The organism is Pseudomonas sp. RU47 (assembly GCF_004011755.1).
In the GTDB taxonomy this organism is placed as follows: Bacteria; Pseudomonadota; Gammaproteobacteria; order Pseudomonadales; family Pseudomonadaceae; genus Aquipseudomonas.
Window position 1 is genome coordinate 3,683,409 of sequence record NZ_CP022411.1, and the last position, 15,242, is coordinate 3,698,650.

General features: G+C 53.6%; 24 protein-coding genes. 14 read left to right on the plus strand and 10 right to left on the minus strand.

Features of this window, described 5'->3' with window-relative positions; translation table 11 throughout:
• Positions 1–2: 2 nt before the first annotated feature.
• Positions 3–575: a DUF2441 domain-containing protein gene (locus CCX46_RS16670; RefSeq protein ID WP_127928153.1), complete on the minus strand. Its 573-nt coding sequence runs from the start codon at positions 573–575 to the stop codon at positions 3–5.
• A gap of 207 nt (positions 576–782) precedes the next feature.
• Here CCX46_RS16670 and CCX46_RS16675 point away from each other — a divergent pair, with 207 nt between their 5' ends.
• Positions 783–1,052, plus strand: coding sequence for a hypothetical protein (locus CCX46_RS16675; RefSeq protein ID WP_127928155.1), 270 nt, complete (start codon positions 783–785; stop codon positions 1,050–1,052).
• A 19-nt stretch (positions 1,053–1,071) separates the two neighbouring features.
• On the opposite strand, the gene CCX46_RS16680 is transcribed toward CCX46_RS16675, so the two are convergent.
• Together CCX46_RS16680 and CCX46_RS16685 are read right to left on the minus strand one after the other, a co-directional pair.
• Positions 1,072–1,647 (minus strand): hypothetical protein, encoded by a 576-nt coding sequence (locus CCX46_RS16680; protein ID WP_127928157.1) that lies wholly within the window; start codon positions 1,645–1,647, stop codon positions 1,072–1,074.
• Positions 1,644–1,997: a hypothetical protein gene (locus CCX46_RS16685; protein ID WP_127928160.1), complete on the minus strand. Its 354-nt coding sequence runs from the start codon at positions 1,995–1,997 to the stop codon at positions 1,644–1,646. Before CCX46_RS16685 ends, CCX46_RS16680 begins: the two co-directional genes overlap by 4 nt.
• Before the next feature lie 344 nt (positions 1,998–2,341).
• Here CCX46_RS16685 and CCX46_RS16690 point away from each other — a divergent pair, with 344 nt between their 5' ends.
• Positions 2,342–2,722: a hypothetical protein gene (locus CCX46_RS16690; protein WP_127928162.1), complete on the plus strand. Its 381-nt coding sequence runs from the start codon at positions 2,342–2,344 to the stop codon at positions 2,720–2,722.
• Here the strand turns inward: CCX46_RS16690 and CCX46_RS16695 are convergent.
• Positions 2,691–2,981, minus strand: coding sequence for a hypothetical protein (locus tag CCX46_RS16695; protein ID WP_127928164.1), 291 nt, complete (start codon positions 2,979–2,981; stop codon positions 2,691–2,693). The two genes, CCX46_RS16690 and CCX46_RS16695, sit on opposite strands and share 32 nt — an antisense overlap.
• A 234-nt stretch (positions 2,982–3,215) precedes the next feature.
• Complete coding sequence (locus CCX46_RS16700) at positions 3,216–4,082, minus strand: hypothetical protein (protein ID WP_127928166.1); 867 nt, start codon at positions 4,080–4,082, stop codon at positions 3,216–3,218.
• A 103-nt stretch (positions 4,083–4,185) separates the two neighbouring features.
• Here CCX46_RS16700 and CCX46_RS16705 point away from each other — a divergent pair, with 103 nt between their 5' ends.
• The gene (locus CCX46_RS16705) at positions 4,186–4,962 is read left to right on the plus strand and encodes a DUF2786 domain-containing protein (RefSeq protein ID WP_127928168.1); all 777 of its coding nucleotides are present in this window, start codon (positions 4,186–4,188) and stop codon (positions 4,960–4,962) included.
• 33 nt (positions 4,963–4,995) lie between these two features.
• On the opposite strand, the gene CCX46_RS16710 is transcribed toward CCX46_RS16705, so the two are convergent.
• The gene (locus tag CCX46_RS16710; protein WP_127928170.1) at positions 4,996–5,820 is read right to left on the minus strand and encodes a DUF2971 domain-containing protein; all 825 of its coding nucleotides are present in this window, start codon (positions 5,818–5,820) and stop codon (positions 4,996–4,998) included.
• A gap of 49 nt (positions 5,821–5,869) precedes the next feature.
• Here CCX46_RS16710 and CCX46_RS16715 point away from each other — a divergent pair, with 49 nt between their 5' ends.
• Entirely contained in the window at positions 5,870–6,544 is a 675-nt protein-coding gene (locus tag CCX46_RS16715; protein ID WP_127928172.1) for a hypothetical protein, read from the plus strand.
• A 6-nt stretch (positions 6,545–6,550) separates the two neighbouring features.
• Here the strand turns inward: CCX46_RS16715 and CCX46_RS16720 are convergent, their stop codons facing one another.
• Positions 6,551–6,796, minus strand: a complete 246-nt coding sequence (locus CCX46_RS16720; RefSeq protein WP_127928174.1) for a hypothetical protein — start codon at positions 6,794–6,796, stop codon at positions 6,551–6,553.
• 113 nt (positions 6,797–6,909) lie between these two features.
• Positions 6,910–7,221 carry a hypothetical protein gene (locus CCX46_RS30895; protein WP_127928176.1) on the minus strand — a complete coding sequence of 104 codons (312 nt, stop codon included), beginning with the start codon at positions 7,219–7,221 and terminating at the stop codon, positions 6,910–6,912.
• 500 nt (positions 7,222–7,721) lie between these two features.
• On the opposite strand from CCX46_RS30895, the gene CCX46_RS31175 reads away from it, so the two are divergent.
• The 8 genes from CCX46_RS31175 (at position 7,722) to CCX46_RS16765 (ending at position 12,508) form a co-directional block, all read left to right on the plus strand.
• Positions 7,722–7,991 carry a hypothetical protein gene (locus CCX46_RS31175; protein ID WP_127930414.1) on the plus strand — a complete coding sequence of 90 codons (270 nt, stop codon included), beginning with the start codon at positions 7,722–7,724 and terminating at the stop codon, positions 7,989–7,991.
• A gap of 49 nt (positions 7,992–8,040) precedes the next feature.
• Complete coding sequence (locus tag CCX46_RS16735) at positions 8,041–8,235, plus strand: hypothetical protein (protein WP_041481068.1); 195 nt, start codon at positions 8,041–8,043, stop codon at positions 8,233–8,235.
• A gap of 50 nt (positions 8,236–8,285) precedes the next feature.
• On the plus strand, positions 8,286–8,534 hold the full coding sequence (locus tag CCX46_RS16740; protein WP_127928178.1) for a hypothetical protein: 249 nt from the start codon (positions 8,286–8,288) through the stop codon (positions 8,532–8,534).
• A gap of 44 nt (positions 8,535–8,578) precedes the next feature.
• On the plus strand, positions 8,579–8,821 hold the full coding sequence (locus CCX46_RS16745; protein ID WP_127928180.1) for a DUF4224 domain-containing protein: 243 nt from the start codon (positions 8,579–8,581) through the stop codon (positions 8,819–8,821).
• A gap of 1 nt (position 8,822) precedes the next feature.
• Positions 8,823–9,872 (plus strand): tyrosine-type recombinase/integrase, encoded by a 1,050-nt coding sequence (locus CCX46_RS16750; RefSeq protein WP_127928182.1) that lies wholly within the window; start codon positions 8,823–8,825, stop codon positions 9,870–9,872.
• A gap of 1,028 nt (positions 9,873–10,900) precedes the next feature.
• Entirely contained in the window at positions 10,901–11,065 is a 165-nt protein-coding gene (locus tag CCX46_RS16755; RefSeq protein ID WP_224790123.1) for an ectoine synthase, read from the plus strand.
• A 47-nt stretch (positions 11,066–11,112) separates the two neighbouring features.
• A complete protein-coding gene (locus CCX46_RS16760) occupies positions 11,113–12,324 on the plus strand; it encodes an MFS transporter (protein WP_127928185.1) in 1,212 nt (403 codons plus the stop codon).
• Positions 12,299–12,508, plus strand: a complete 210-nt coding sequence (locus tag CCX46_RS16765; RefSeq protein WP_127928187.1) for a hypothetical protein — start codon at positions 12,299–12,301, stop codon at positions 12,506–12,508. Before CCX46_RS16760 ends, CCX46_RS16765 begins: the two co-directional genes overlap by 26 nt.
• Before the next feature lie 9 nt (positions 12,509–12,517).
• Here the strand turns inward: CCX46_RS16765 and CCX46_RS16770 are convergent, their stop codons facing one another.
• Positions 12,518–12,886, minus strand: coding sequence for a cupin domain-containing protein (locus CCX46_RS16770; protein WP_446730740.1), 369 nt, complete (start codon positions 12,884–12,886; stop codon positions 12,518–12,520).
• A gap of 168 nt (positions 12,887–13,054) precedes the next feature.
• Positions 13,055–13,954, minus strand: coding sequence for a transcriptional regulator GcvA (locus CCX46_RS16775; RefSeq protein ID WP_177413908.1), 900 nt, complete (start codon positions 13,952–13,954; stop codon positions 13,055–13,057).
• Positions 13,955–14,064: 110 nt separating this feature from the next.
• On the opposite strand from CCX46_RS16775, the gene gstA reads away from it, so the two are divergent.
• Complete coding sequence (gene gstA / locus CCX46_RS16780) at positions 14,065–14,676, plus strand: glutathione transferase GstA (protein WP_127928193.1); 612 nt, start codon at positions 14,065–14,067, stop codon at positions 14,674–14,676.
• 84 nt (positions 14,677–14,760) lie between these two features.
• Positions 14,761–15,141 carry a RidA family protein gene (locus tag CCX46_RS16785; RefSeq protein WP_127928194.1) on the plus strand — a complete coding sequence of 127 codons (381 nt, stop codon included), beginning with the start codon at positions 14,761–14,763 and terminating at the stop codon, positions 15,139–15,141.
• Positions 15,142–15,242: the final 101 nt, after the last annotated feature.

Here is a 15,242-nt window from a genome sequence, read left to right on the forward strand (position 1 = left end):
CGCTATTCCGACATCCGCTGCCCAACCAATGTTGGGAGAGGAATCAATATCTCCCAAAGTGGCTCTTCCGCGAATTTATGAGGTGATTCCTCACTGGACCAGTAAAGGTGTGCCCGCTGATACAGTTCCAATACAGAGCAATCAGTACCTAACAGATTCATATCACCGCGATGAACCACGCTCTCGGTAATCACCTCATATATTGAGGCTGATTCTATCTCTTGTTCATTTTTCTCTTTCGCGAGTAACTCCCTAAATCGCTTTGCATCACTAAAACGTTCGCAAGCAAATAGCGACTGATAGCGGGATGGCTTTTCCGGAAAATAGCTACGGCGCACCAGCTCAAATATCAGCCCCACTAACAGAGAGTTACTCGCCCCAGTTAAACTATTCATTACTACTTCAGGATTGTAGAGATAATTGTAGCCGTGTTTAGACAAGCCTTCAGGGTGTATTTGGTTGAGGAAATCAGTCTTCACTGGCGTATCGAGCGTGTAAGAGCCTAGAGATATTTGACAATAAGGAGCCAGACCTCGCGCGGAATCAACAGTGTAATACTTTGCATTCTTACTCATATGCTTATCTCGTGTAGTACTGCTTGGTCGAACCTGTAGTCTACGGCAGGCCCCGTCACCTGGGCAGTGGTGAGTAGGCCGGGTCTGTCCGGCACCTATCCTTCCCCATCTCTACTAATCAGCACTTTCCCCTGCGCCCAACGGCAACCAGCAGGCGGGCGCCGAGTGCTGACGAATATACGCAACCCCACTACCGAGGGACCAAAAATGCACCAACTTATACAACAGCGCGTTGATGTTCTGCGCGTCCTGATGATTCGCACCCAGGAAGCACGCGAGACATTCGCCAAGCTCGCCGCCTTGGTAATACCAGAGACGAAGGTGCGTTTCCAGGTGAGAAAAGCTGGCAAGGCCTTCCACATCGTGGATCTGTCCACCGGCCAGACCAAGGCCTTTCGCTGGACCTACAAGGCGGCGCTCGACATGGCGATCCAGTTCGAAGAAAAAGCCAACCGGTTAGGAGGATGTGAGCATTGATTACCGTTCCAGCACCGCATTACTTCCCAAGAGGCTCTTCACCCGTGTAGTTTGGAGGCTCAATGAACTCCTGATTTGGAAGAGATGGGTCTTTCTTTTCGACACCAAATAGTTTGACAACTTGTTCAAGTTGGGCTGCTGCGATTTTGTTGAGCCTATTCACTTCAGCTTCAGCCGCCGCACTCGAATCCTTTACAATAGTTCCATCAACATTCACTATTCCGTTTGCCAACGGAAGAGGCTGCCGATTTATAATAGTGTTTATATAATCCGATACGCCTTGCAATACATTTTTATTAAGATCGGCGCGCGGATCAATCGTTACTGACAGCTGCTCTGGAGAAATTTTAATCTCCGTCGGTGCCCCACCTGACAGATCAGAATTTCTGTGAGAGACAAGCCAGCAAAAGAAAGCCACTAATCCCGCAGCCGCAGCCGCATATAGAGGTATTTCCCATCGCTCCCTTCCAGTCCATAAAAAAGCAAAGCATGCAAGTAAAGAACAAGCCGAAGCGATGGCACTGATTGCGATAAATATCTGGCTTTTTTGAGGTGAAACTTTTATTTCTGCTTGTACCCCTCCAGAAAAGCTCACTCACTCACCCCAACAGAAAAAGTACCATCCTCGTTATGCGTTGGTGCGTAAAATGGATAATTTTCGGCCATATACTTATTTCGCAAATGAAACATACGAACAATATTTGACGCCTCATCATTGATAACAACCAACGTTTTTTCATCAACAAAGCAATTTTCCATCTTGAACCTGCCGGAGCAGACTCTAATTTTGCAGTTGTCAAACCTGCAGGAAACAAAGTGCCAACCATCCAAGGTTACTTCTTGATTATTGAACCATTGATTTCTAACTACAGGGTCTTCGCCGATACCAAGATTCTTACGGATCTGATTCGCTACAGTGTTCGACATGGGAATCGTTATTTCCATATTTACCTCCAAAATAGTGCTTCCAGCAGTGAATGCTCCGGTGTGCGACCACCCGAAGACAGACCCAAGAACGGCAATAATCTACTAAAAACCAAATTGCCACCACCCTCGTTACGCATCCGGTCACGGAGCGCGGCGCCTGAATGGAGAATTCCATGAGTAACAACTGTGCATACGGCCGGCAGCACTGTCAGGTGCCCGCCGAAATCGGCCGGCGCGTCATCAGCCAAGAGAGCGACATAATCTTCTCGGACCCACAGTGAAAAGTACCAGCAGAAAGGTGCAGCAGCGCCGCAAACCGACCTGGCTGGACTTGCCGGCCAGCGGAATTGAAGAGGTAGGCCATGGCCGAAGTACAGGAGCCGACGAAGGAAGCGATCAAGCAAAAGAAAAAGCGCGAGAAGGCAGCAGCAAAGGGCGCTGCATTGGGCGTCGAAAAATTTACGGTTGAAGTGGCCGGGGTGTTCAAGCCTGACCTCAAGCGCGTCATGGCAGCCCACGGCATAAACAACCAGCAGGACATTCACCAGCGGCTTCTGATCAACCTGATTGCCGCCGACTTCGCAACTCAGGCCAAGATGCTTCGCTGTGTCACGACACCTTTTGTTGTTACCGAAAAGGTGTCGCGCATTATTCAGGCCGCCGGCATGAAGTCGCTGGCCGATGATCCGCTAGAGCCTGACGACGAAATTGTTAGCCCCCCTCTAACGGTGCGCCATGCTTAACCGTACCGAACCAATCAAACTGCCCGATAGTTTCCTTCGCCGCATCAAGAATCGCCTGCTCTGTATCGTCGTATCGATCGACTGATGGACATAGCTCAAAGCTACAGCAGCAGCTGTTCGAGTCATAGAAGGCGCTTACGACCTTCTTTTGCACGCCTCGACTTTCCAATGCAACGCAGAAATTTATCATTTCAGCGAGTTCGTATGCTTTCCCGTGGCGAGTGGAAATCCCGATGCCGAACACGGTCATCGCATCCACTGAAACCTCTCCCGCGTACATAAGACTTCCTTACTATTCGTGATGATTGATCACTCCTAATAAACCAACCCTAGCCAAATTGCCACCACCGATCACGGAGATCACCGTGGCTATTGAAGAGGCATCATAAGCTGCTGACGCAAAATGGGCTGGTCCGAGCAATATTCTTTGCTGCGAAGCCAAACTATTCGACAAGGCGAACTTTGTGTAATCCGCTGCGCGAAAGTCATAAATCTAATTGAGAAATTGTGGATTAATTGCAAGAAAGCCGTTCACCGTTTTTTTAAAATCGGCATAAGAACCAAACCTTCTAGCCTCTTTCATATGATCCAACAAAAAGCTATAAAAAGACGCATCACCCACACAGCTCTCAGTATCTCGGGAAGGGTTAATCTCCTTATAGCTTTTCAGCACCCCTACCAACTCATCTATAAACTCAATACTTACCGATGCGCTTGAGCCGGAACTTGTGGAAGAATAGTCTCGAGATACTCGACGACCAATCCGAGCAACTTCTCGAGTTAGGTCTTGCATCATATCAAGCAACACTTGATCCGGCGTTCCCACAGTCTGATCCACCGACGCTACTTTAAAACTGCCGAAATTCTTCAAAAAAGTCGAATGATGCGGGTCATTCAAGGATGCTTGATATGTCGCACTCACCTTTTCAGCAAGCAGCTTCTTGAACGTAACAATACGCGAAAATCGTAAATCCCGGGGATAGACTAGATGCTCGATAACTCCTGTATCAAAAGAAAAATCAGTCTTATCATCCTTTATTAGAATAGTCGGCTTATCAAAAGCCAATCTCATGCCAAGCTCAAACATAACGTTGGCATTTTTACAACTTACATCACAAACCACCACATCCGATAAATAAATATTTTGAACGATACGTTTTTGTATGACCCCAACATCGTCTTGCTCACTTACAAGTTTCGATGTAAACGCGACATCCTCAATACTGCCTATTGCGTCACAAATAATGTTTTTAACTTCAACCCAATGCTCCGCGCTACATCCGTCCATGGCCGAAATGGGCATTACCAATCCACAAGTCAACGGTGCCGTCTCTTGGACATCGTCATTTTTTTTGGCCATTTCGAAACTCCTCAAAATAGAACTCCATGGCGGCCTAATGCCACCCTCAAGATAAATACATACCTTAATTTTATGCATTACGCCACCTAGGCGAGGATCCCCTATGTCCGCACAACGGTTCGACGAAAAGAAACTCGAGCGCGCGATCCGTAAGATCAAGCACTGCCTGGCACTGGCCCAAAGCGCAAATGAGAACGAAGCTGCAACGGCGCTTCGTCAAGCGCAGGCACTGATGCGCGAGTACCGGCTGACCGAAATGGATGTGAAGCTGAGCGACGTCGGCGAAGTCGAGTCGCAATTCTACCGGGCCGAACGCCTGCCGGCGTGGGAGCGGAACCTGAGCGGTGCAGTTGCCCACGTTTTCGGATGCACCTCTTTGTACGGTCGGCAGTACTGCAGTGAAAAGGATCGAATCATCGCCCGAACTTCCTTTGTGGGGGTGACACCTGCACAGCACATCGCGCTTTATGCGTTTGAGGCGCTGCTGACAAAGCTTAAATTTGCCCGCAAGCAATATGTCGCCAAGATTCGGGCGGGCGTGCATCGCAGTCCTTACTCAGCCGAAACAGCGGGCGACCACTTCGCGCTCGCATGGGTCAACGAGGTTTACGGGAAGCTGAGCACCCTTGTCCCGAAAGGCGAGGACGATACCCAGTCATCGAGCGATGGGCGCGACCTCATCGCAGTCGAAGCGCAAGACAAGGCGCTGATCACCGAATACCTCGCTAACAAAGGCGTGGGCAAAGCCCGCAAAACGCGTGATGTTGATATCGACCTAGATGCGCAAATCGCGGGAATGCTTGCCGGACGCAAGGTGGATCTGCATGCTGGCATAACACATGGCGGCGAGGAAACCTTGGCCCTCGCCGCAAGCGCCTGACTTTCCAATCCTGGCTCTGCCGCGCCTACTCGTTTAAGGCGCCCTGTATGGAATAGAAGACTTGATGACTTTGACACAATGCTGCTTTCTTTCAGCATAGATGCTTTCACTCAAGGACTGACTTTGAACAAAGGCACTCATCGAGGTATAGGCAAGGTCTTGGTCTCGCATAGGCCCGACATGTATTGCCTTTATCGCTTTGATGGGAATCTCTTGCTCTACATATGGAATCAAATAGTTACCTTTAGCCCTAAACTGAACTCTAAGCCGCTGATCGAACATCGGATCCTTATCGTGGCCAAGTATTAAACGGACCTCTTTCTCTTCTGAAAAGCTGGAATCTTTGAATGTTGCAGCCAAGGACACGAGATTCGCTACTGCTTCAAAGCTTGGAGCACCACAAAGTCCATCGCCACTCATTTCGCTTGCAACGATTTCCAGGGCAGACAAAGCCTCATGCGCTGCCTGCGTATTTTTTTCATCAGTATCATATACGCAATATTTTACATGCAGAGGAATGTCATCCGATTCAAATTCAATAGCGTAGCTTCCATAAGCTCTCCACTGGCTCAATAAATCGCGTTGCGCGCTGAATGAGCAAACATATACAGGACGTCTTTCAGACTTAAAATATGGCCCTAGGCCGAGGTCCTGCGCTAAGTATCCAGCAGCACGTTCTAAACATTCATGCCTATGCGAAAAGTGTTTCTTTTGATGCTCTAAATAATTAATTATTCTCTCTACGCCATCATGCATTTCTTGAGAGTCATTTAGGAATCGAGAATCTGTTAGCCACATTTTCCCATTTTCAATAATAGACTTGACGGCATAGACATCCGTGTAGTGAAAAAGCCGCATTTTAATCTCCAATATCAACATTCGCCCAATATACCGGTGAGGTAACTCCATGCCCACAGAAAACAAAACGGCCGAGCCGCTGAAGGTTGAGCGCTCGACTGTGACCAAGCTGGTAATCACCGGCGCGCCGCGTCTCGATGCGATTACCGTGTTCCTCGAGGACTTCGGCCGCCGCGACTGCCCTACTGAATCCGACCCGAGCTATCAGACCGCCCAGGGCAAGATCACGATCAACTGCTGGGACAATAGCTGGAACGCCTACTGGGGCGGCATGGGCCCGCGCACGGTTGCGGAGTTTGTCGCCGACTGTGATTGGCACTACGTCCTGAATTGTCTGGATCGAGGGATCAGCGGCACCCGATTCAGCGGGGCCGCGCTATATACCTTCGCGAAAAAATGCATCCTCCAGCGCCGCCGGCAACAGACAGGCCGACACGACTGGGAACTGGATGAGCTGAGCAAGGATGAGGCTCGTGAGCTCTGGCACGACATCGAAGCTCTGCGAAGCATCGAGTCACCGAACGAATGCTGGCATCACGACAGGCTGCTGACTGAACTGTTTGGCGATGAGTGGCACTACCCCGTCGGCGACAAGGCTGTTGAGGAAAACCACGATTTCGCGTACCTACAGCGCGTTGTCGAGGCAGTTCAGGCAGCGCTGCGGCAGGAACAGCAGCCCGTAGTGAATACCCATGATCTGGTGTCGATGGAGTTTGCAGCCTGAGCAAACCTACCCGACAGGAGGGTTGCCCCCTTCAGGAGGTCGACCATCAAAAATTGGCATTGGATCTATCTGAATGCCAATGAGGATGGCAGACCAAGCTTCATAAGCCATTTTCTGGCGCAGCAAAGCTTCACTCCATCGAGGTCCTGAAACCTCCGATGCGACCACCAGCATCATCAACTGGTTCGTGGTTGCATCCAAATCAAGTAGGTGTTGATGGGCTTTGAATCGAAAATCATCACTGGTATGCATTTTTGGACACGCGGTCCCGACAGGTACTGGCTCGGAACTACGAGCCGCTATTCCTATTCTTCCAGTATGGCACCAATACCTCTTCATCAGATACGAGGTTTATGCCGCCCTTTTTAGGCTCGCCGCAATCCCGAAGAAGCTGACGTAGAAGCACTCACTCCTACAGCACCAGCGAGCTCTCGAGCACGACCGACGCCCCAAGCTAAAACCCTCGTCATCGACTCCCGTGGGCGAGAGTTATCGGACTCTTCATGCAAGGCCATCCCATCCGAGGCATATATGCCTATGAACAGTTGAGTCTCGCCCGCTCGCGACAGCCTGACCTGCACGTCGATATAGATCCCGCTACTGAGCGTTTCTTCGTGCGTTCTGCTGTGCAGCGAAGGGTCTGCCCATGACCAGAAGACATCGCCTCGAAGTCTCATTTGGCTGTCCTCCTGTGCCTATTTTTTTGGTTCAACAAAAACCAAAAATAGCTCTATCAGAACAAAGCGCAACCGAATCTAAACGGCGCCTGACAGCTGGTCGCCAAAACTGTACGAACTCAAATTCCCGTACAACTTTCAGCCGCTATAGCGGCAAGGACGACGTCATGTCTGAAGAAAACGAAATTCGCCTCAACAGCGCAGCGCGGGACGTCATGGCCGAACGGCAACGCCAAGTGTCCCTCGAGGGCTTTTCGCTGTATCGCGATGACCTATACGTCAATGGCGAACTAGCCGAAGCGGCGTCTACCTATGCAAGCCTCGCCGGGAAGCCGCGCAGCCTGAGCACGGCCTGGCCGCGTGTAGTCGGGGAGTTCAAGCCGAGTGCAGATCGGCGCCGCGACCTTGTGAAGGCGGCAGCCCTGCTGCTTGCAGAGATTGAGCGCGTCGATCGCGTCGGACTTATCAAACACTGGCCGGTAAAGCGGGATGAAAACGGCATGTTCTGGCACCCGGATCTGCCATCTTTCGATGAGGGTGACGGCGACAAGTGCAAGAAATGGCTCGACGAACAGGGTTTAGTTGTGAAGATGTCCAGCATTGAGGACGCCCTGGACGAGATATCGGAGCGCTACTTTGACTCCCAAAATCCGGACTGCGGCTATTGGGAACCGGATCGTCCAAATGGCGAAGGCTGGTTCTGCCTTTCGATTCACGACACTGACGATGGCCCGGTCTGTTGGTGGGCGCGACGCGAGGTGACGCCATGATCTTCGCCCCGCTCTACATCGCCTCCCTGATTTGCAGGGAGCGGTGGCGATGAAGGTTGTCCCACACACCGGCTGGCTTAGGCGTCGGCTCGAATCCGCAATCATCCTCTTAGCAGCCTGGATCATCGACGGTCGCAACGTTAGGCGATCGGGCGTCGTCTCCCGCCGCGATAACAATGACATGCGGTACATGGCGGAAAAGCTCGAAGGCATCGCCGATCGCATAAAACGCCAGTACCCGTAATCGCTCCCCAACTCAACAGCCTGCCAGTGTACGGCAGGCGAGGAATCCTCATGCCCGAATTAACGTACGACCAGAAGCTGGTGGATTACGCAACGGCACCGAAAGCATCGGCCGGCACCATCTGTCAGATCGAGAACGGCGATTTCGTGAAGCACTGGTGCGGGAAGCTGCGCGGCAAGTTCATTCAGGTCGGCCCCACTTGGAAGGCCGCGACAAAGCAGCAAGCAATAGAAAAGGCCCGGGAGTTTCGCGAGCAGTGCCGGGCAGAAGCAAAAGCGAAAGGTTTGCTGCCCGCATAACCCATCACCAACTTCTACCGCCAGGCGCGGCATGGAGCATCACAATGGAAACTGAAATTCTCTCCGACGAGGAACTGGCCGCACTCACCGGCTACAAGGCCCGGGCCTACCAGCGCCGCTGGCTGATTGATCGCCAGTGGGTGTTCGTCGAAAGCCGTGGCAAGCGCCCGCTGGTGGGCCGCATGTATGCCCGCATGAAGCTGGGCATGATCAGCCCTACGATCACCGATACGAACCCGCCGCCGGCTGCACCGGTATGGACACCAGACTACTCGCGAGTGAATTGATATGCGCCCCCGCAAGGCCGACACACGCAGCTTGCCGCCTCGGATGTACAAGTGGACACGAACACGAAAAAGCGGAAAGGTTTGGATCGCCTATTACTATCTGGATATGACAGGTAAGGCGATCCCGCTGGGCAAGGATCTGGACTTGGCCAGGGTCAAATGGGCGGAGCTGGAGGCGAAGGAAAAGCCGCTTGATCTGCGCACTATGAAAGGCATCTTCGACCGATATATCCGCGACATCGTATCGAAGAAAGCGGCACGGACGCAGAAGGACAATTTGTCAGAGATCAAGCAGCTTCGGCCGATGTTTGACAGCGCTCCCATCGACTCAATCACCCCAGCAACTATCGCAGGGTACCGCGACGCGCGGACCGCCAAAGTTCGGGCGAATCGCGAGATTGCCACCCTCTCCCACGTTTTCAACATTGCTCGAGAATGGGGACTGACGACCAAAGAAAATCCTTGCCAAGGCGTGCGCAAAAACAAGGAAACGCCGAGGGACTATTACGCGAATGATGTTGTTTGGGATGCTGTTTACGTGAAGGCAGCTCAAGAGCTGAAGGACGCGATGGACTTGGCCTATCTGACCGGGCAAAGACCGGCAGATGTCCTGGTCATGAGGAAGGACGATGTCGAGGGAAATTACTTGGGTGTGCAGCAGAACAAGACACACAAAAAGCTGCGTATCCAGATTACTGACGGTGATGCGCCAAACAGTCTAGGCCTGTTGATCGGGAAAATGGCCGAGCGCAATGCTCAGCACATTTGCAGCTATTTGATCGTGAGCGCACGCGGCAAGCGGATGACGGCGAAGATGCTTCGCGATCGATGGGACGACGCCAGAGAAAGGGCCAAGAAAGAAGCTGAAGAGAAAGGCGATGTTCAGCTGGCTGAGAAAATCGGAGGCTTCCAGTTCAGAGACATCAGGCCGAAAGCGGCGTCGGAAATCCTCGACGTCGGCGATGCGAGCCTACTCTTGGGGCACACCAAAGGAGACATTACCGAGCGCGTCTATCGACGAATTGGCGCCATTGCCAAGCCATCGAAATAGCCCCAAAAACCGTTACAAAACTCAAAATCCGCCCCTTATAGAATGCGGGCTGTAGAGGTGTCAAAAAATAAACGTATCGTAACGAAAAGCGGCTACAGGCCACGATTTCATTGGCTTTGCATATCGGTCTTGAAAACCGTCGACTGTAACAGGTCCATGAGTTCGAATCCCATCGCCTCCGCCATATTTGGTACCGACAAAGCCCTGATTATTCAGGGCTTTGTCGTTTCTGGCGTTCTGAAAAATTTCTGTCGTGCCAGATGCGTTCCCGCCTGTGAGTTGTAAAGGACTCCCACTGCGCCGTCCCACAAATCAGGCTGTTTTCCGAGGCTATAGGTCGGTGATTACACGTCACGAATGCCTACCGCGGCGCCTCGACCTATAACGTCGTTCAGATCGGCAACGGGAATCTGCTGGGCACTATCAGCCGGTCAATCTTCAACTTCGAAAGTGATGAGGTGAAGGTGTGCAACGGCCCATCAGCCCTCAATTCCTGTGGAGACGCTGTGCCCCTATAGGTTCAAAAACAGCTCACTGGCTCTGCATTGCGAACTCGTACGCTTTGAAAATTTTCTCTGCGGCGCCGTATCACAATTCAAGAGCCAGAGAATGAACATACGTTCATCGAAAACAAGGCTCGATGCGTCTAGGCTGCGGGTTCCGACATAGTGACTACAGGAGTAACCCACCATGTTCTCGCACGAAAGCGTCCCGCTAATCATCATCTTTGTCATCATGCTCATAGGCGTGCTTACGGCTTTTTTGCACCCGGTGCATGCGCTCTTTAGCTGGCTTCGGAGGCGCAGAGAAAGATCGACCGTCAAGATCGCAAAAGACATGAATTCGCGCTGAATCCTTCCATTAAGGGCCCGGATGCGTCTGGGCTTTTCCCGCCTGAGAAGAAGAAAAAAACACAGCACAACAGACCGTTATTGCTTTAAGCATTCTGCTCTTCCTTGGCGTCATTCTTGAAAGTGTCCTGAAACACGGCAAATATCGGCCAGCCGCCGGCAAACAGCTCGTCAAAATTGCAGTCACTCAACCGACGTTTTTTTCTTGTACTCGACCAACACGATCGTCATTACCTGCGCGGGAGCAAGGAGCAAGACCTGATCCTCGCCAGCGTATTCAACCCGCCCAAGCGCGGGGATGAGCGGCATAATCTCAATGACAGCCTAGGATCGGCATACTGAAGCACAGCTGGCCGCGCGGCCTGACCGTCAATAACAAGGAGTTCACTTTGCGCAAGGATTACCTGGCATTTTTCACCTCGCTGTTCCTCTCGCGACTAGCGGATCAGATTCTATTGTTCATCGTGCCGTTGGTGGTGTTCCAGACTACCAACAGTGCTTCCTGGGCGGGTTTGGCGTTTTTCGTCGAATCGCTGCCGCGCTTTCTCGCGTTTCCGGTGTGCGGAGCCTTGTGTGACAAGTTTTCACCCATCAGGATTCTGCATATCAGCCAGGTCTACCGTGCGCTGCTTTGTCTGCTGGCAGTAGGCATGTTTGCCCTCTTCGGTGGTATCGCCTGGGTCGTCGTGCTGTCAGCGCTATGCGGCGTGCTGACCACCCAGGGCATCATGGCCCGCGAGGTGCTGATGCCGCATATTTTCCAGCACTACAGCTACACCAAGACCTTGTCCTATTCACAGATCGCCGATCAGACCGGGCTGGTGCTTGGTCCGCTGGTGGCTGCGCTTTTGCTGGAGGTGTGGGCCTGGCACTGGGTGGTGCTGTGGGTCGCCGGTCTGTTCCTGCTGGCTGACCTGAGCATGCTGGTATGGCAACGCCTCAGCCGCATTACGCTGGAGGTGTTCGAGCAGCATCAGGACATCTGGCTGCAACCGCTGCGCATTGCTTTCGGGCATATACGCGAGCTGGCGGAACTGAAGAAAATCATCCTGCTGGCGGTTGGAGTCAACCTGATCGTCGGCGTCACTCTCGCTACTTCGGCAGCGATGGTGATCGGCGAGTTCAGTGCCGGCAAGGATGCCTATGCCGGGCTACAGGCAGCGGGCGCGGTGACCACCATCATCATTCTGTTCTTCCTCGCACGGGTTGAACTGCCGCAACGGATACTCGGCGGGCTCGCTTATTCAATGATTGCCGCAGGCGCCCTGGTCAGTGCATTAAGTCCGAATCTGGCCGGCTATGTGCTGGGATTCCTGCTGATCGTCGGCTTCGACAAGATGTTCAACATCTACATGCGCAGCATCCGTCAGCGGGTGATTCCGGCCAAGGACTTCGGCAAGACCGTGGGCGTGATCACGTTGCTCAATAATCTCTCGCAACCTTTGGCGGGGTTGCTGGTGGCGCTGTTGGCCTCAAGCCTGGGTACGCAAGGAGTGATCCTGATTCTGGCCGTGCTGACTATGCTGTTGGGCACCGCAGCGGTATGGTGGTTTGCCGTCAGCAGAGGAACCCTGAATGCCGAAGAAACCACCGGCCCCTAAAGACAACGCCACCGCAGCAGACATCGAGCGCTCGATCCAGGCCTTGAACAGAATGGCCGAGCGCCTTTGGGGCGAAGGCCGCGAAGCCGAGGCCAAAGCCCTTCTCGATGCCCTCGATGCGTTGAACCGGGCGCTCGACCGCATCAGGATTGGAGAAAGTCGCCGAGCGGCGACGCTCCATTGAGGTGTGGGCCTACGGTTTGAGGATCAGCAACGGCTCACTCTTCTTCACGATGTAAGTCGCCAACTCCGAACCCTTGTCCGCACCCACGTTTTTGGCGACATGCGCCACACCTTCCGGAATGAACAACGAATCCCCCGCTTTCAGCGTCACCGGCGCCCTGCCCTCCAGTTGATATTCGAAAGTACCGCTGATCACATACGCGACCTCAACACCGGGATGCGCGTGTCTTGGCGAGGTCACGCCCGGTTCGAAATCGACGCGAGCCTGAATCACTTCACGCTCGGCAGCCCCGAGATCCTGACGAACCAGATCCGTGCGGCTCAAGCCTTGTTGCCAACTCTTGGCCGGTGCGTCAGCCGCATGGGTGATGCCGATCATTGAAGCGAGTATCGCGGCGCTGGCCAGTAACAGTGGACGATGCATGGTGTTGCCCTCTCGAACGTAGTGGTGTGGTGGCCTCTACTTTGAGCGGGTCATGTAGGGAGGATGTGTCGTAAACCCCGGGTTTATTGTTCACGTGTGTATCCACGGCAGATTGATACACGCTTATACAAAGGTCTCTCTGGCTAGCGGTTGCGCCAACAGCCATGCCCTGAAGGCGACGATTTTCTTCACCTGTGCCGTTTCACGGGGCGTCACCAGATAAAAACCCAATTGATCTTTCAAGCGCAGATCGAAGGGTACGACCAGACGCCCGGTCCGCAGATCGTCTTCGACATAGGTCGAGCGGCCAATGCATACGCCCTGCCCGTCAACCGCTGCCTGCACCGCCATCATCGCCAGATCGAAGGTCAACCGTGGTCCCTCGGCCAACTGCAGCGGTTGGCCCGCAGCGCTTAGCCAGGTACTCCAGTCAGTGGCCGTCACGCCGCTGACTTGCAGCATTGTGTGCCTGGCCAGATCTGCGGGCGTGCTCAGCGTCTTCGCCAATGCGGGGCTGCACACCGGAAAGATTTTATCGGACATCAAAAAGTCGGCCCGCAAGCCCTTCCAGTCACCACGCCCGTAACGAATCGCCGCATCGATAGCGCCCTTGCGAAAATCGACCAGCTCAGTGGACGCACTGATCCGCACATCGATATCGGCAAACGCCTGCTGAAAGGACGGCAGTCGCGGCAGCAACCACTTCGATGCCACGGACACCAGGGTGCTGATAGTCAGTACGCTTTTGTGGCGTCCTTCAAGCAATTGCTCAGTCGAATAGCGCAGCTCCTGAAACGCCGCACGAATGCCCGGCAAATAGGCCTGCCCTTCTTCGCTAAGCGCCAACCCCTCGGCGAGTCGCAGAAACAAATGAACACCCAGCTCCGCTTCGAGTCGACGAATCTGGTGGCTGACTGCCGTTTGCGTGACGTTGAGTTCTTCGGCAGCCTTGGTAAAGCTCATGTGCCGGGCAGCGGCTTCAAAGGCTCGCAATCCGTTGAGTGAGGGCAGTGAAACAGTCATGGAGTTGATGGTGCTCATGAGATTTTGTCATACGCTAGCACCGTAAATGACCTTTGCGAAAGCTGCGCGGGTAAAGGATTGTGGCGCCTCTCACATTGCCAGGAAGTGCCATGAAACTGTATTTCGCGCCGATGACCTGCTCGCTTTCCCCGCATATTGTGCTGCGGGAACTGGGTTTGCCCTTCGAACTGGTTCGCGTCAACAACCACAGCAAACGCACCGCCGACGGGCGTGACTTTCGAGAGATCAACCCGAAGGGCTATGTCGCCGCGTTGCTACTGGATAACGGTGAGGTACTGACGGAAGGCCCGGCGATCCTGCAGTTTCTGGTCGATCAGGTGCCCGGCAACACACTGGCGCCCGCGCTGGGCACCTGGGAGCGCACGCGTCTGCAGGAGCATCTGAACTTCATCAGCTCGGAGATTCATGGTGGTAGTGCACCGCTGTTCAATGCCGACATCGCGCAATCGGTGAAAGCGATCTTCCGGGACAGGCTGTTCAAGCGCCTGGACTACCTGAACCGGCAACTGGCGAATCAGGACTACCTCACCGGCACATTCGGCATCGCCGATGCCTATCTGTTTACCGTACTGACGTGGTTGCCAGTCTTCCACATCGACATCGCAACCTGGCCCGCCCTTGCCGCCTATAGTCGTCGCATCGCCGCCCGCCCCTGCGTAATTGCAGCGACGGCGGCGGAAGCAGCGACGCTGCCGGTCTGAACATCATCAGGGCATCGAGCGGGCCATCTCGTCCCTGAAGCTGTAAACTGCCGCGATCTTCACTCTCTCAAACAAGGGATCAGCATGGCCAACCAAGACATCATTTTCACTCCGGACCCGGACGCAGACTCGATCTCTTCGGACGTCACCACGTTCAACGGCATCATGGTCTCCACGCAGATCCCGACCCGCGCCGACGGCAGCCTGGAACTGGGCGATATCACCCTGCAAAGCGAATGCACCCTGCAAGCACTGAAGCTTGCGCTGGAACGTGCCGGCAGCTCGATGGATCGGGTGATGCACTTGACCATTTACCTGACCGACATGGCCGATCGCGCCGCATTCAATGAGGTTTACAAACGTTTCTTTGCCAAGCCGTGGCCGGTGCGTGCGGCAGTGGGTGTGGCCTCGCTGGCGGTTGAAGGAATGCGTGTGGAAGTGACTGCGATGGCGGCCAAGGCCTGACCTCACACCGCCAAACCCTGTGGGAGCGAGCCTGCTCGCGAAGGCTTCAGTTCAGGCGCCATTGATGCTGAATGTGATGGCCCCTTCGCGAGCAGGCTCGC

Excerpts from the sequence above, each read along its gene's own strand:
- CCX46_RS16670 (WP_127928153.1), bottom strand. The coding sequence starts at position 575 with ATGAGTAAGAATGCAAAGTATTACACTGTTGATTCCGCGCGAGGTCTG.
- CCX46_RS16675 (WP_127928155.1), top strand. The coding sequence starts at position 783 with ATGCACCAACTTATACAACAGCGCGTTGATGTTCTGCGCGTCCTGATG.
- CCX46_RS16685 (WP_127928160.1), bottom strand. The coding sequence starts at position 1,997 with ATGGAAATAACGATTCCCATGTCGAACACTGTAGCGAATCAGATCCGT.
- CCX46_RS16690 (WP_127928162.1), top strand. The coding sequence starts at position 2,342 with ATGGCCGAAGTACAGGAGCCGACGAAGGAAGCGATCAAGCAAAAGAAA.
- CCX46_RS16700 (WP_127928166.1), bottom strand. The coding sequence starts at position 4,082 with ATGGCCAAAAAAAATGACGATGTCCAAGAGACGGCACCGTTGACTTGT.
- CCX46_RS16705 (WP_127928168.1), top strand. The coding sequence starts at position 4,186 with ATGTCCGCACAACGGTTCGACGAAAAGAAACTCGAGCGCGCGATCCGT.
- CCX46_RS16710 (WP_127928170.1), bottom strand. The coding sequence starts at position 5,820 with ATGCGGCTTTTTCACTACACGGATGTCTATGCCGTCAAGTCTATTATT.
- CCX46_RS16715 (WP_127928172.1), top strand. The coding sequence starts at position 5,870 with ATGCCCACAGAAAACAAAACGGCCGAGCCGCTGAAGGTTGAGCGCTCG.
- CCX46_RS16720 (WP_127928174.1), bottom strand. The coding sequence starts at position 6,796 with ATGCATACCAGTGATGATTTTCGATTCAAAGCCCATCAACACCTACTT.
- CCX46_RS30895 (WP_127928176.1), bottom strand. The coding sequence starts at position 7,221 with ATGAGACTTCGAGGCGATGTCTTCTGGTCATGGGCAGACCCTTCGCTG.
- CCX46_RS31175 (WP_127930414.1), top strand. The coding sequence starts at position 7,722 with ATGTTCTGGCACCCGGATCTGCCATCTTTCGATGAGGGTGACGGCGAC.
- CCX46_RS16735 (WP_041481068.1), top strand. The coding sequence starts at position 8,041 with ATGAAGGTTGTCCCACACACCGGCTGGCTTAGGCGTCGGCTCGAATCC.
- CCX46_RS16740 (WP_127928178.1), top strand. The coding sequence starts at position 8,286 with ATGCCCGAATTAACGTACGACCAGAAGCTGGTGGATTACGCAACGGCA.
- CCX46_RS16745 (WP_127928180.1), top strand. The coding sequence starts at position 8,579 with ATGGAAACTGAAATTCTCTCCGACGAGGAACTGGCCGCACTCACCGGC.
- CCX46_RS16750 (WP_127928182.1), top strand. The coding sequence starts at position 8,823 with ATGCGCCCCCGCAAGGCCGACACACGCAGCTTGCCGCCTCGGATGTAC.
- CCX46_RS16765 (WP_127928187.1), top strand. The coding sequence starts at position 12,299 with ATGCCGAAGAAACCACCGGCCCCTAAAGACAACGCCACCGCAGCAGAC.
- CCX46_RS16770 (WP_446730740.1), bottom strand. The coding sequence starts at position 12,886 with ATGATCGGCATCACCCATGCGGCTGACGCACCGGCCAAGAGTTGGCAA.
- CCX46_RS16775 (WP_177413908.1), bottom strand. The coding sequence starts at position 13,954 with ATGACTGTTTCACTGCCCTCACTCAACGGATTGCGAGCCTTTGAAGCC.
- gstA (WP_127928193.1), top strand. The coding sequence starts at position 14,065 with ATGAAACTGTATTTCGCGCCGATGACCTGCTCGCTTTCCCCGCATATT.
- CCX46_RS16785 (WP_127928194.1), top strand. The coding sequence starts at position 14,761 with ATGGCCAACCAAGACATCATTTTCACTCCGGACCCGGACGCAGACTCG.